10 protein-coding genes are annotated in these 13,004 nt (G+C 76.3%); all 10 read right to left on the bottom strand.

The annotated features are described in order from the left end of the window. Nucleotides 1-385 precede the first annotated feature (385 nt). The 10 genes from ACFYNO_RS04280 to ACFYNO_RS04235 all read right to left on the bottom strand — a co-directional run bounded on the left by ACFYNO_RS04280 (nucleotide 386) and on the right by ACFYNO_RS04235 (nucleotide 12,939). Nucleotides 386-1,576: a sensor histidine kinase gene (locus ACFYNO_RS04280; RefSeq protein ID WP_388004942.1), complete on the bottom strand. Its 1,191-nt coding sequence runs from the start codon at nucleotides 1,574-1,576 to the stop codon at nucleotides 386-388. Beyond that, nucleotides 1,573-2,229: a response regulator gene (locus tag ACFYNO_RS04275; RefSeq protein ID WP_388005494.1), complete on the bottom strand. Its 657-nt coding sequence runs from the start codon at nucleotides 2,227-2,229 to the stop codon at nucleotides 1,573-1,575. Before ACFYNO_RS04275 ends, ACFYNO_RS04280 begins: the two co-directional genes overlap by 4 nt. A gap of 59 nt (nucleotides 2,230-2,288) precedes the next feature. Next, entirely contained in the window at nucleotides 2,289-3,194 is a 906-nt protein-coding gene (locus ACFYNO_RS04270; RefSeq protein ID WP_388004939.1) for a hypothetical protein, read from the bottom strand. A 65-nt stretch (nucleotides 3,195-3,259) separates the two neighbouring features. Next, on the bottom strand, nucleotides 3,260-3,931 hold the full coding sequence (locus tag ACFYNO_RS04265; RefSeq protein ID WP_388004936.1) for a class F sortase: 672 nt from the start codon (nucleotides 3,929-3,931) through the stop codon (nucleotides 3,260-3,262). Further along, on the bottom strand, nucleotides 3,912-4,382 hold the full coding sequence (locus ACFYNO_RS04260) for a hypothetical protein (RefSeq protein ID WP_388004933.1): 471 nt from the start codon (nucleotides 4,380-4,382) through the stop codon (nucleotides 3,912-3,914). The genes ACFYNO_RS04265 and ACFYNO_RS04260 overlap by 20 nt, the downstream gene beginning before the upstream one ends. A gap of 147 nt (nucleotides 4,383-4,529) precedes the next feature. Beyond that, on the bottom strand, nucleotides 4,530-6,317 hold the full coding sequence (locus ACFYNO_RS04255) for a GMC oxidoreductase (RefSeq protein WP_388004930.1): 1,788 nt from the start codon (nucleotides 6,315-6,317) through the stop codon (nucleotides 4,530-4,532). Further along, nucleotides 6,314-7,930 carry a succinic semialdehyde dehydrogenase gene (locus ACFYNO_RS04250; RefSeq protein WP_388004927.1) on the bottom strand — a complete coding sequence of 539 codons (1,617 nt, stop codon included), beginning with the start codon at nucleotides 7,928-7,930 and terminating at the stop codon, nucleotides 6,314-6,316. The genes ACFYNO_RS04255 and ACFYNO_RS04250 overlap by 4 nt, the downstream gene beginning before the upstream one ends. A gap of 65 nt (nucleotides 7,931-7,995) precedes the next feature. After that, nucleotides 7,996-9,801 carry a serine/threonine-protein kinase gene (locus tag ACFYNO_RS04245; protein WP_388004924.1) on the bottom strand — a complete coding sequence of 602 codons (1,806 nt, stop codon included), beginning with the start codon at nucleotides 9,799-9,801 and terminating at the stop codon, nucleotides 7,996-7,998. Between the two features lie 140 nt (nucleotides 9,802-9,941). Next, nucleotides 9,942-11,060 carry a protein kinase gene (locus ACFYNO_RS04240; RefSeq protein ID WP_388004921.1) on the bottom strand — a complete coding sequence of 373 codons (1,119 nt, stop codon included), beginning with the start codon at nucleotides 11,058-11,060 and terminating at the stop codon, nucleotides 9,942-9,944. Nucleotides 11,061-11,082: 22 nt separating this feature from the next. Beyond that, nucleotides 11,083-12,939: a serine/threonine-protein kinase gene (locus ACFYNO_RS04235; protein ID WP_388004918.1), complete on the bottom strand. Its 1,857-nt coding sequence runs from the start codon at nucleotides 12,937-12,939 to the stop codon at nucleotides 11,083-11,085. Nucleotides 12,940-13,004: the final 65 nt, after the last annotated feature.

The raw sequence follows: 13,004 nt of genomic DNA, 5'->3' as shown, positions 1-13,004 counted from the left end.
ACCGGCCGGTAACCGGGGTGGCAGAAAATGGACTGCCGCGAAGTACGCCGAATCGGTTGCAGAGCAAGGCCTCCGTCCACCACGATGCAGGGGACGGGTTCGCCGGTGGCCTGGACCGACCGGTGGCTCCGCCGATTCGCCGCTGGCGCCCACCAGCCGTCACGGCGAGTCGTTCCTCACGCTCCGTGAGGCATCTCCGCAGCGCCCCGGTCACCTCCGGGTCCGCCCGGGCGCTGCTCTCGAGCCAACCGAATAGCGGCGGCGCTCCTCCCCCGGCGCCGTCCACCCAGCACCGGCGCAGCCCTGACGCCGCGTGCTGAGCGACAAAGGGCCCCGTTCCCCCGCGGGGCCCTTTGCCCTTGCCCGGGCGCTCCCTCACTCTCCCTCACTCCGCCAGTCGCAGTTCGGCGACCGCCCCGCCGTCCGGGTGGTTGGCCAGCCGCAGCCGCGCGCCGAGCACCGCCGCCTGGCCCTGGGCGATGGTCAGGCCCAGGCCGTGGCCGTGCCCGCGCTCCCGGGCCCCGGTGCGGAACCGCTGCGGGCCCTCGGCCAGCACCTGCTCGGGGAAGCCGGGGCCGTGGTCCCGCACCGTCACCACCGGACCGTCCACCGTGACCAGCACCGGCGGGGCGCCGTGCCGCTCGGCGTTGGCCAGCAGGTTGGCGAGCACCCGGTCCAGCCGGCGCGGGTCGGTGGCCACCTCGGCCTCGGCGCGCACCTCCAGGCCGGCCGCGGGCGGCAGGATCCGGCGCAGCAGCGCGCCCAGCTCCAGCCGGGAGAGCTCGGCCCGCTCCGCCCCCGCGTCCAGCCGGGAGACCTCCAGCAGGTCCTCGGTGAGCCGCCGCAGCACCCGCACCCGGTCCTGCACCAGCTCGGTCGGGCGACCGGGTGGCAGCAGCTCGGCCGCGGTCAGCAGGCCGGCCAGCGGGGTGCGCAGCTCGTGCGCCACGTCCGCGGTGAACCGCTGCTCGTTGGCCAGCTTGCTGCTCAGCACCGCCGACATCGAGTCCACGGCGGCGGCCAGCTCCGCCACCTCGTCCCGGGCCCGGCCGAGCGGGCCGATCCGGGCCGCCAGGTCGCCGCGGGCGATGGTCCGGGCGGTCCGGGCGGCCGTGCGCAGCCGGCGGCTGATCCGGTGCGCGACCAGCGTCCCGGCCAGCGCGGTGACCAGCACCGAGAGCGCCGCGGAGACGGTGACGGCGCGGTCCAGCTCGGTGATCGCCCGCTGGTCGGCGGTGAAGTCCAGCCAGACCGAGAGCACCTGCCCGTCCGGCCCGGGCGCCGCCGCCCACATCCGGCCGCCGGCCAGCTCCGAGCCCTGGTGGCCCTGGGCGGCCAGCCGGACCAGGCCGGGCGGCACCACCGCGGGGTCGAGGGAGGCGTTCCAGGCGTTGCTGGGCAGTTGGTCGGTCTGGCCGTAGTAGTCCCGCACCTGTTCCAGCGCGGCCTCCGCGGTGGCCCGGGCCTGGCCGGTGTGCTGGCCGACCGAGGCCCGGTGCACCAGCAGTCCGACCGAGAGCGCGACCAGGAAGGAGACGGCGGCCACGGTGACCGCGATCTGCCGCCGCAGGTTCACCCGGCGCTCCGGCGCAGCTTGTAGCCGAAGCCGCGGACGGTCTCGATCCGCTCGGCGCCGATCTTCGCCCGCAGCCGCTGGACGTGCACGTCCACCACCCGGGTGTCGGCGTCCCAGCCGTAGTCCCAGACCCGCTCCAGCAGCAGCTGGCGCTCCAGCAGCACGCCCGGCGCGGCGGTGAACTCCAGCAGCAGCCGCAGCTCGGTGGGGGTGAGCAGGACCTGGCGGCCGGCCACCCGCACCTCCATCGCCCCGGTGTCCACGGTCAGTCCGCCGATCTCGCGCACCGACGGGTCCGGGGACGGTCCGGGCTCGGCGGCCACCGGCTCGGGCTCCCGGTCGGGCAGTCCGGTGCGGCGCAGCACGGTCCGGATCCGGGCCACCAGCACGGCGGTCTCGAACGGCTTGACCACGTAGTCGTCCGCGCCGGCCTCCAGCCCGGAGACCACGTCCACCGCGTCGCCGCGGGCGGACATCATCAGGATCGGCAGCTGGCTCTCCTCGCGGATCCGGCGGCAGAGCCCGACCCCGTCGAGCAGCGGCAGCATCACGTCGAGCAGCAGCAGGTCGGGCCGCTCGGCGCGGAACAGCTCCAGGCCCTCCAGGCCGTCGGCCGCGGTCCGCACCGGGAAGCCGTAGCGCTCCAGGGCCATCCGGGTCGCCTCCCGGATCACCTCGTCGTCCTCGACCAGCAGGATCCGGGGCGCGGCGGTCACCGGCCGGCTCCGCTCGGAACCGGCGAGGGGACGGAGGACGGCACGGCCCCGGACGGCGGCGGTGGCGACGGCGCCGGCGAGGGCTGCCCGCCGCGGCCGGGCGTCGAGGACTGCTGCGGGACCGGCTGCACCCGGACGGACGGCGGGCCCGTGGCCGGGGCGGTGGGCCGGCCGGGCACCCGCGCCCCGGGCGCCGCCGAGGGCACGGCAGAGGGGCTGGCCTCAGTGCCCTTCGACGGCCCCGGGGTCGGCACCGCGCCGGGCAGGCAGCCGGCCGCACCGCCGGGGCCGCCGGCCGCGGTCCGCCGGTCGAAGGCGTCCCGGGACGGGTTCCACTGGTAGGTGGTCGGGCTGTCCGCGCCCGCCCCGGTGGGCTCGGTCAGCACCAGGTTGTGGCCGACCCTCTCGGCCCGGAAGTCCGCCTCCACCACGACCGCCAACAGCGGCAGCACCTGGTGCTCGCGCAGCCGGTAGACGTGCAGGTAGCTGTGCTGGTCGGCAGCGCGCACGGCGGTGACCAGCTCCTCCTGGCCGTCCCCGGTGAGGTCCGGGTACTGCGCCTGGTAGACGGTGCAGCCGGAGCAGCCGTGCAGCGCCGCCCGCTCGGCGGCCGGCAGGTCCGGGTCGGCGGCCAGCACGGCGCCCGGGTCCGCGGCGCGGATCGAGTCGCCGGGCACGGTCAGCCCGGGTATCGGCCCGGCGGGCGGGGCGGCCGAGGCGCCGGCGGCCGGCGAGCGCACGGTCTCGGCGGCCGGCCAGAGCGCGACCGGGCTGGGGTGCTGGGTCAGCGGCCGGGCCGCACCCGCGTCGTGCACCGCGTCCTGGCCGGCGCACCCGGCCGCCGCGGCGGCCGCCAGCACCGCGAGTCCCAGCCACCGGAGCAGCCTGTACAGCCCGTGCATCCCTCTCCTTGGTCCGTTCCGCCGCCCCCTGCTGGGGGACGGGGCGCCGGCCGCGGCCGGTTCCGCTATCCGGTGACCGGGTCGGCGAAGACGATGATGTTGTCGGAGTAGTGGCCGTCGGCGCGCAGCACCCCGCCGCAGGTGATCAGCCGCAGCTGCGGACCGGCGGTGTCGCCGTAGACGGCCTCGGTCGGGAAGGCGTCCTTGGGCGCCTGCCGCAGTTCGCGGACCCGGAAGGCGGCGGTGCTGCCGTCGGTGCGGCGGACCTCGATCCGGTCGCCCGGCCGCAGCTGCGGCAGCCGGTGGAAGACGGCCGGGCCGGCGTGCGTGTCGTAGTGGCCGAGCAGCACCGCCGGGCCGGGCTCGCCGGGGCGCGGGCCCTGGTCGTACCAGTCCACCTCGCCCGGGTGGTCCATCGGCGGCACCGCGGCGCTGCCGTCCGGGTCGAGCCCGGCGGCGACCACCGGCGCTGCCACCCCGAGCTCCGGGATCAGCAGCTCGGCGGGCGCGGCCACCGGCGTCGCGGGCGCCGCCGCGGCGGCCGGCGGCGGGGGCGGGGACGAGGCCGGGCTCGCCGCGGTCGGCGCGGCCAGCACCGGGGTGATCCGCACCGGCGGTGGTTCCTGGTGCCGGGTCAGCAGCAGCCCGGCCAGCGCGAGCGCCAGCGCGCCGCCGGCCGCGGCCGGCACCCGCCCGGGGCGCCGGCCGCGACCGTGCTCAGCGGGCCGCGTCGGCACGGCGCCTGCGGATCGCGTACCCGACGCCGACCAGTCCGGCCAGCGCCAGTCCGGCGCCGCCGGCCACCGCCGGGGTGGACGGGCCGGTCGAACCCTCGCCGGTCTGCGCGCCGCCCCTGGGCACGGTCCGCACCTGGCCGCCGGGCACCGGGGCCGGCGCGGAGACCGCGGGGGTGGGCTTGCCCGCGACCGCGGGGGCCGAGGGCACGGCGCTCGGGCCGCCGGGCACCGGGGCGGCGCTGGGCCGTCCGGTGCCGGCGGGCGTCGCGGAGACCGCGGGGGTCGGCCTGCCCGCGACCGCGGGGGCCGAGGGCACGGCGCTCGGCCTGCCCGGCGCGGCGGAGGCGCTGGGGACGGCCGACGGCCCGTCCGCGTACGCCGCCGCCGAGGGCAGCAGCAGCGCCGCCGCGACGCCGAGACCGAGCACCGACCGCCTGACCGTGCGTGACATGGGGAAACCTCCCGTTCGGGCGCCCGGACCCGTCCGGTCCGAGCTGGCTCCGCCCACGCTAGGAAGGCCGCCGCACGGTCGACCGGCGGCCGTGTAACGGCCGCCGCCCGACTCCGTAACAGTCCCCGCCCCGGGTAACGGCCCAGGTCAGTCGCCCTTCGCCGGCACCTTCGGGACCGGTAGCAGGAGCTCCCCGAAGGCGCCGGCCGGCACCGCGGGACGCACCGGGGCGACCGCGGCCACCCGCCGGTACTCCTCGCCCTGCGCCGGGCGCGGGTCCGGCTCGCCCTTGTTCGGCCACATCGACATCGCCCGCTCGGCCTGCGCGGTGATCGTCAGCGACGGGTTGACGCCCAGGTTGGCGGAGATCGCCGAGCCGTCCACGACGCTGATCCCCGGGTGCCCCCAGAGCCGGTGGTACGGGTCGACCACGCCGCGTTCGGGCGCGTCGGCGATCGGGCAGCCGCCGATGAAGTGCGCGGTCATCGGGATGTCGAAGACCTCGCCGACGGTGGAGCCGGCGAAGCCGTTGATCTCCTCGGCGATCGCCTTGGCGCCCTGCTCGGCGGCCGGGATCCAGCTCGGGTTGGGCTCGCCGTGTCCCTGGCGGGAGGTCAGCATGCCCTTGCCGAGCCCCTTCTGCTTGAGCGAGACGGTGATCGAGTTGTCCAGCGACTGCATCACCAGGCCGATGATGGTCCGCTCCGACCAGCGGTAGTTGCTCAGCGAGCGGGCGAAGACGGTCGGGTGCTTGACCGCCTCGGCGCCGGCCCGCAGCCAGCGCGGACCGCGGCCGCCGCCCGGCACCTGCATGATCGACAGGAAGCCCATCGCGTTCGAGCCCTTGCCGTAGCGCACCGGCTCGATGTGGGTGTTGCCGTCCGGGTGGATCGAGGAGGTGATCGCCACGCCCTTGGTGAAGTCCACCGGGCCGCCGTACCGCCGCGGCGTGGTCTGGGCGCCGACCAGCGCCTCCGAGTTGGTCCGGGTCAGCTCGCCGAGCTTGGCCGAGATCCGCGGCAGCCGGCCCTGGTCGCGCATCCGGTGCAGCAGGGTCTGGGTGCCGTAGGTGCCGGCCGCGACCACCACCCGGGCGGCGGTCAGGGTCCGGGCGCCGGCCTTCTCGGCGGCCGCGCCGCGGGCGTTGGTGCGCTTCACGTCCACCGCGTAGCCCGAATCGCCGTCGGCCTCGCCCAGCTCCCGGATCCGGGCCACCGTGGTGAGCGGGTGGATCTCGGCGCCGTTGGCCTCGGCCAGGAAGAGGTAGTTCTCGGTGAGCATGTTCTTCGCGCCGTGCCGGCAGCCGGTCATGCACTCGCCGCACTCGGTGCAGGCCCGCCGGGCCGGCCCGGCGCCGCCGAAGTACGGGTCCTCGACCACGCCGCCGGGCGCCGTCTTGGCCCGCCCGTCACCGTCCTGGCCGTCGCCGAAGAAGACCCCGACCGGGGCCAGCCGGAAGCTGTCGCCGACGCCCATCCGCTCGGCGGCCGCCTTGAGGTGCACGTCGGAGGGGGTGGTGGTGGGGTTCGTCCGCACCCCGAGCATCCGCTGCGCCTGGTCGTAGAACGGCGCCAGCTCCGCCTGCCAGTCGGTGATGTGCTGCCACTGGCGGTCCTCGAAGAAGGCCTTCGGCGGCACGTAGAGGGTGTTGGCGTAGTTGAGCGAGCCGCCGCCCACGCCGGCCCCGCCGAGCACCAGCACATTGGCCAGCAGGTGGATCCGCTGGATGCCGTAGAGGCCGAGGCCGGGCGCCCAGAGGTAGTTCTTCACATCCCAGGAGTTCTTCGGCAGCTCCGCCCGGGTGAACCGGCGCCCGGCCTCCAGCACCGCGACCCGGTAGCCCTTCTCGGTCAGCCGCAGCGCCGAGACCGAGCCGCCGAAGCCCGAGCCGACCACGATCACGTCGTAGTCGAAACCGCCCACGGTGTCCGTCACTTGAGACCCACCGCCTTCGCCATCCGCAGCGCCCGGGTGAAGAGCGCGGCGAACCGCTCCTCGGAGAGCCCGAAGGCCGGTGCCAGCGGCATCACCCGCTGGCTGGCGATGGTCTGCGCCTCGGTGAAGCGCAGGATGCCCTCGGCGCCGTGCCGGCGTCCCACGCCGGACTCACCCATCCCGCCCATCGGGGAGGCGACCGAGCCGTAGGCGGCCGCGTAGCCCTCGTTGACGTTCACCGTGCCGGTGTGCAGCCGGGCCGCGACCGCCCGGCCGCGCCGCTGGTCCCTGGTCCAGACGCTGGAGTTGAGGCCGTACGGGGTGGCGTTGGCCGCCTCGATCGCCTCCTCCTCGGTGTCGAACCGGTAGATCGAGACCACCGGCCCGAAGGTCTCCTCCTCGCAGACCGCCATCTGCGGGGTCACCCCGTCCAGGATGGTCGGCTCGAAGAAGAACGGGCCCAGCTCCGGCCGGGTCTGACCGCCGGTCAGCACCTCGGCGCCGGCCTTGACCGCCTCCTCCACGTGCCGGACCACGGTCTCCAGCTGCTTGGCGGAGGTCAGCGAGCCCATGTCGGCGCCGTAGGCCAGGCCGCTGCCCAGCCGCATGGTCCGGGTCCGGGCGACGAACCGGGCCAGGAAGGCGTCGGCCACCGAGCGGTGCACGTACAGCCGCTCGATCGAGATGCAGAGCTGGCCGGCCGAGCGGAAGCAGGCCCGCACGGCGCCCTCGGCGGCCCGGTCCAGGTCGGCGTCGGCCAGCACCAGCATGGCGTTCTTGCCGCCCAGCTCCAGCGAGGCGCCGACCAGCCGGGCGGCGGCCCGCTGGGCCACCTCGCGCCCGGTGCGGGTGGAGCCGGTGAAGGAGACGTAGTCGGCCCGCTCCACCACGGCCGGGCCGACCACCGGCCCGTCGCCCACCACGATCTGCCACAGGTCGGCCGGCAGCCCGGCCTCGATCAGCAGCTCCCGGGCCCAGAGCGCGGTCAGCGCGGTCTGCGTGTCCGGCTTGTTGACCACCGCGTTGCCCGCCGCGAAGGCCGGCAGCGCGTCGCTGACGGAGAGCTCCAGCGGGAAGTTCCACGGCGAGATCAGGCCGATCACGCCCTTGGGGCGGCGCCCCTCCAGGGTGTGGGTGAGCACCGGCACGGCGCCGCCGCGCCGCCGGTCACGCAGGTAGCCGGACGCCGAGCGGCCGTAGTGCCGGGCGGCCAGGGCGGCGGACAGCACCTCGTCGAAGGCGTGCAGCCGGGCCTTGCCGGTCTCGGCCTGGATCAGGTCCAGCACCTCGTCCTGCCGCTTGAGCAGCAGGTCGTGGAAGCGCAGCAGCACCGCGGCCCGGCGCTGCACCGGCACCGCGGCCCAGGCCTGCTGGGCCCGCCGGGCCAGCTCGAAGGCGGTCTCGACGTCCGCGACGCCGGACTGCGGGAGGTCGGCCAGCGGCTCGCCGGTGAACGGCGCGACCGTCTCCTGCCGCTCCGTGCCGCTCGCGGTGACGCCCCGGGCCAGCCGGGCGACCAGCGATCGCGGCACCGCGGAGGCGACCGTACGGCCGGCGCCCGGAGCCGCTGGATTGCGGCCGGGGCCGCGGGTTTCTGCCGTGATGTCCGTCATGGGCGAAGCCTAGGACTTCCCGGCCCGGTTGTGTACCCGTCGGTAACAGCCGCTCCGGAGCGGCTTCAGCCCCCGCCGGGGCCCCTGGTGACCTTGAAGTTGTTGAGGAGGGTGGTGAACCGCCGCTCCAGCTGGGTGGCGTCGGTGGCCGGCCCGGAGACCAGGATCGCGTAGCCGGTGCCGTCGCCGTTCTTGAACTCCTCCTCGAAGACCTTCCGCAAACCGGGCACCCCGCAGGTCTGGCAGGTGAAGGTCCACACCCACTTGGCCGCCGGGAAGCCGTAGAGCTGGGTCTCCCCCATGCTCACCCGCTGGTAGTCCTTGCGGGTGCGGTTGTCCTCCTCCATCGACATCAGGTGGTCCAGCGGGGTGCCCAGCTCGCCGGCCGTCACCGCGAACTGGATCAGGTGGTACTGGCTGTCCGGCGTGTAGTAGATGTTGTTGCCGTTGCTCACCGTGCGCGCCCAGGTACCGTCGGTGGGCAGCGGGAAGCGGAAGCCCTGGTCGTCCTGCTGCCAGCGGTAGCCGGCCGGGGGCGGGGCGGTGTCCAGCGAGGGCGCGGCGGAGGGCGAGCCGGAGTCGGTGGGCGCGGTGCTCGGGCCCGCGGCGGCGGGCGCGCCGGTGCTCGGGTCGGCGACCGGGGTGCCCTGGTGCCCGTACGTCTGCACCACGAAGGTCACCCCGCCGGCCACCAGCGCGACGGCGAGCCCGGCCAGCGCCAGCCGCAGCGCGAACCGGCCGCGCGAACGGGCCGGCGGCACGGGGACGGGCCCGGCCTGGTAGGGGTTCGGCCCGGTGGGGCGCCGCTGCACCGGGAAGGAGGGCGGGGTCGGCAGCGCGAGCGGCGGAGCCGGCTCGGTGGGCGCGGCGGCCACCGAGAGCACCGGCGCACCGACCGGGGCCAGCGTCGCGGGGGCCTCGGCGTGCTCCTGCCGCCGGTCCACCACCGGCACCACCTGGGTCGGCACCCGTTGCGGCTGCTGCTCCGCGCCGCCGATGCCGATCGTGTGGCCGTCGGTCACCGCGCGTAGCATCTGCTGGGCCTCGTCCGCGCCGGGCCGCTCGCCCGGGTCCTTGGCCATCAGCGCGGCCAGCACCGGCCCCAGCGCGCCGGCCCGGGCCGGCGGCGGCAGCGGCTCGTCGACCACGGCGGCCAGCGTGGAGAGCGGGTTGTCCCGGCGGAACGGCGAGCTGCCCTCGACCGCCGCGTACAGCGTGGCGCCCAGGCCCCAGAGGTCGGAGGGCGGGCCGAACCGCTCGCCGCGGGCCCGCTCGGGCGCCAGGTAGTCCGGCGAGCCGACCAGGTCGCCGGGGCGGGTCAGCTCCGAGGAGCCCTCGAACTTGGCGATCCCGAAGTCCAGCAGCACCGCCCGGCCGGTGCCGTGCTCCAGCAGCACGTTGGCCGGCTTGACGTCCCGGTGCAGCACCCCGAGCTGGTGCCCGCGGTGCAGCGCGGCCAGCACCTGGGCGCCGACCTCGGCGGCGGAGCGCGGCGACAGCGGGCCGTCCTGGGAGACCACGTCGGCCAGCGAGCGGCCGTCGATCAGCTCCATCACGATCCACGGGCGGCCGTCCTGCTCCAGCACGTCGTGGATGGTGATCACGCCGGCGTGCTTGATCCGGGCCGCGGCCCGGGCCTCCTGCTTCATCCGGGACTGCAGGATCGCCAGGTCCTCCTCGGGCAGGTGGTCGACGGTCAGCTCCTTGACCGCCACCTCCCGGTCGAGCATCAGGTCGCGGGCCCGCCAGACGGTGCCCATGCCGCCGCGGCCCAGCCGGTCGCCCAGCTCGTAGCGGCCGGCGAGCATCCGCGGCTCGACACCGCCGTCCGCCCGACCACCCGCGGTGCCCTCCTGCTCCTGTCCGCCCATGGCGACCGTTCCCCCTCTTCGGTGCACCACGCAACTGATCACCGTTCGGACAATGTTCCGGTCCCAGCCTAGGCGGCCCGAGCCGCGCCACCCAGGGCGACCCGACCACGTGACCCGCTCGTGACGTACCGGCGAGTCGGTCAGTGCGCGAAGAGCACGACGGCTGCCATCGCGAGCACCATCGCGCCCAGCACCCCGCCGACCAGGAGCACCGGCAGCAGCCGGGACGGGCGGCGGGCGGCACCGGCGTGTCGGTGCGGCCGCTCGGCGCGCACCGACGCGCCCGCGCGGGGGCGGGGCACCGGAAGTCGGCGCGGGCGCAGCACGGGCAGCAGCTCGGCGGGTGGCTCGACTCGGTAGGGCTCGGGCGCCTCGGCCAGCAGCTCGGCCAGCCAGGCCCGGGCCTCGGCCGCCGTCGGCCGGGCGGCCGGGTCCAGGGCCAGCAGCCGGTCCACCAGCGGCCGCAGCGGCCCGCAGCCCGCGCTGTCGGCCCGGGCGCCGGAGCGCACCGCGGCGAACAGCGCGGTCTGGCTCTGCTCGGCGAACGGCCCCCGCCCGGTCAGCACCCGGTGCAGCAGCACCCCGAGCGCCCAGCTGTCGGCGGCCGGCCCGAACGCGCCCAGGTCGGTGAGCAGCTCCGGCGGCCAGCGCTCGGCCCGGTTGCCGGCCAGCCCGGCCCGGGCCTGCCCCCAGCGGCGCGGGTCGCCGCCGCCGAGCAGCCGGGCCAGCGCCTCCTCGGCGACGCCGACGGCCAGCCCGCCGAGCAGCGCGGCGCCGTCCTCGCAGACCAGCACCTGTTCGGCCAGCACATTGCCGTGCACCCGCCCGGCCCCGTGCACCGCGGCCAGCGCGGCGGCCACGTCGGCGGCGAGCTCGGCCACCCGGTAGGGCGGCAGCGGTCCGGCGGCGAGCAGTTCGGGCAGCCGGACGGCGACGGGCTGCTCGACGGCCAGCCAGACCGCGCCGTCCTCGGCCACCGCCTCGAAGGACTGCCGCAGCCTGGGGTGCTCGGGCACGGCGGCGAGCACCGCGGCGACCTCGGCCAGCACCGGCGCCGGGTCCAGCCAGCGGCTGCCCGCGAAGTCGGTGCTGCCGGAAAGCTCCGGCACCAGCAGTTCGGGCAGCTCCACCGCCTCCAGCAGCACCCGCACCCCGCTGCGGGTGTCCACGGCGATCCGGGACGGCGGACCGGAGGCCTCGCCCGGACGGTCCGTCACCTGGTAGCGGCCGGCCACGATCTGGCCGGGGCCAGCTCTCATGGCCGTTCCCCTCTCGCTGTGCTCAGTTCGCCGGCTGGAAGGTGTCGAAGCCGACCTGCCGGGCCTGGCTGAGCGCCGCGGAGTTCCAGTCGCCGTCGTTCGCGGTCCAGTAGATCGCATAGGCGTGCGGACCGGTCACGAAGTTGCGGTTCAACGCGTGCTTGACCGTGCTCGAACCGAAGGTCCACTCCCAGTCGGCGGTGTTCGGCCAGCGCCAGCCGGTGACGGCCTGCAACTGGATCCGGTGGTAGTTCGCCATGCCCGGTGCCTGCTGGGCCTCCTCCTGCTGCCAGGCGGCCAGCGCGCTCGGGCCCGGCTGGTCGGTCCAGTCGATCTGCAGCCGGACGCCGTTGCCGGTGAACACGTGGCTCAGCGAGCCGGAGTCCGCGGCGTCGTAGGAGAGCCAGCTCGGCATCTGCAGGCTGAAGCCCTCCCGGTCGGTGTAGAGCTGGAACCCGGCCGGCACCGCGGAGCCGCTCGGCGCGGCACTCGAAGGTGCGGCGCTCGACGGGGCGGCACTGCTCGGCGCGGCACTGCTCGGTGCCGCGCTCGACGGCGCGGCACTCGACGGCGCCGCACTGGCGGGCGGCGCAGCGGCAGGTGCACCGGTCGACGGCGCGGCGGTCGGGGACGCGCCCGTCGACGGCCCGGCGCTCGACGGCACCCCGCCGGTCACCGGCGCCGCGGCCACCGCCCCGGCTGCCCGGGCCGTGCCGGTCCCGCCCGTCCCGGGCTTGGCCCGGTCACCGCTCCCGGCCCCGCTGTCGGCCTGCGCCAGCCACACCCCGCCGGCCACCAGCAGCACCGCCACCACCAGGGCGACCAACAGTTGACGCCGCTTCGACCAGCGCCCGGCCGCGCCCAGCGTGGCGCTGTTGCTCCACCCGGCGTCCGCCGGCGCCGGCTCGGCCGCGGCGGGCTTCGCCGCCGCGCTGCCCACCCGCACCGTGCTCAGCCCGGGCACCGCGCTCGCCGCCCGCGGCTCGGCGGCCTCCGGCTCGGCGGCGGGCGCCACCGCCGTCCGGGTGGTCGCCTCGGCCCGCGCCGTCGACTCGGCGACGATCCGCTTGAGCATCGAGCGGGTGGCGGAGGCGTCCAGCCGCTTCTCCGGGTCCTTCTCCAGCAGCCCCGAGATCACCGCCTGCAGCGGCCCGGCGTTGGCGGCCGGCGGCAGCTCCTCGGTCATCACGGCGGTCAGCGTGGCCAGCGCCGAGCCGCGGTCGTAGGGCGGCTTGCCCTCCAGCGCGGCGTAGAGCGTGCCGCCGAGCGACCAGAGGTCGGCGGGCGGCCCCGGCTTCTGCCCGCGGGCCCGCTCCGGGGATATGTAGGAGGGCGCGCCGACCAGCATCCCGGTGGAGGTGACCGAGGTGTCGCCCTCCACGCTGGCGATGCCGAAGTCGGTGAGCACCACCCGGCCGTCCTCGCCGATCAGCACGTTGGACGGCTTCACGTCCCGGTGCAGGATGCCCTGGGCGTGCGCCGCGCCGAGCACCCCGAGCAGCTCCAGCCCGATCTCGGCGGCCCGCACCGGGGTCACCGGCCCGTCCTCCTTGACCACCTCGGCCAGCGAGCGCCCGTCCACCAGCTCCATCACGATCCAGGGCCGGTCGTCCTCCTCGACCACGTCGAAGACGGTGACGGCGGCGGTGTGCCGGATCCGGGCGGTGGCCTTGGCCTCGCGCAGCGTGCGGACGATCAGCCGGTGCCGCTCGTCCTCGTCCACCGTGCCGGTCATCCGCAGTTCCTTGACCGCCACGATCCGGCCGAGCATCTCGTCCTCGGCCTTCCAGACCGTGCCCATGCCGCCGCTGCCGAGCACCGAATCGAGCCGGTAACGGTCGGCCAGGACTCGGCCGGACGTGCCCTGCGGCTGGGTCATCTCGGGCGTTCCCCCATGTGCTGCTGCCGATCGGGTGACGGACCGTCCGGGCGCGGCGGGCGGGC

The sequence above is a fragment of the Kitasatospora sp. NPDC006697 genome (assembly GCF_042869935.1).
In the GTDB taxonomy this organism is placed as follows: Bacteria; Actinomycetota; Actinomycetes; order Streptomycetales; family Streptomycetaceae; genus Kitasatospora.
Note: the sequence above shows the minus strand (reverse complement) of the source record. Positions and strands in the feature narration are given on the sequence as shown.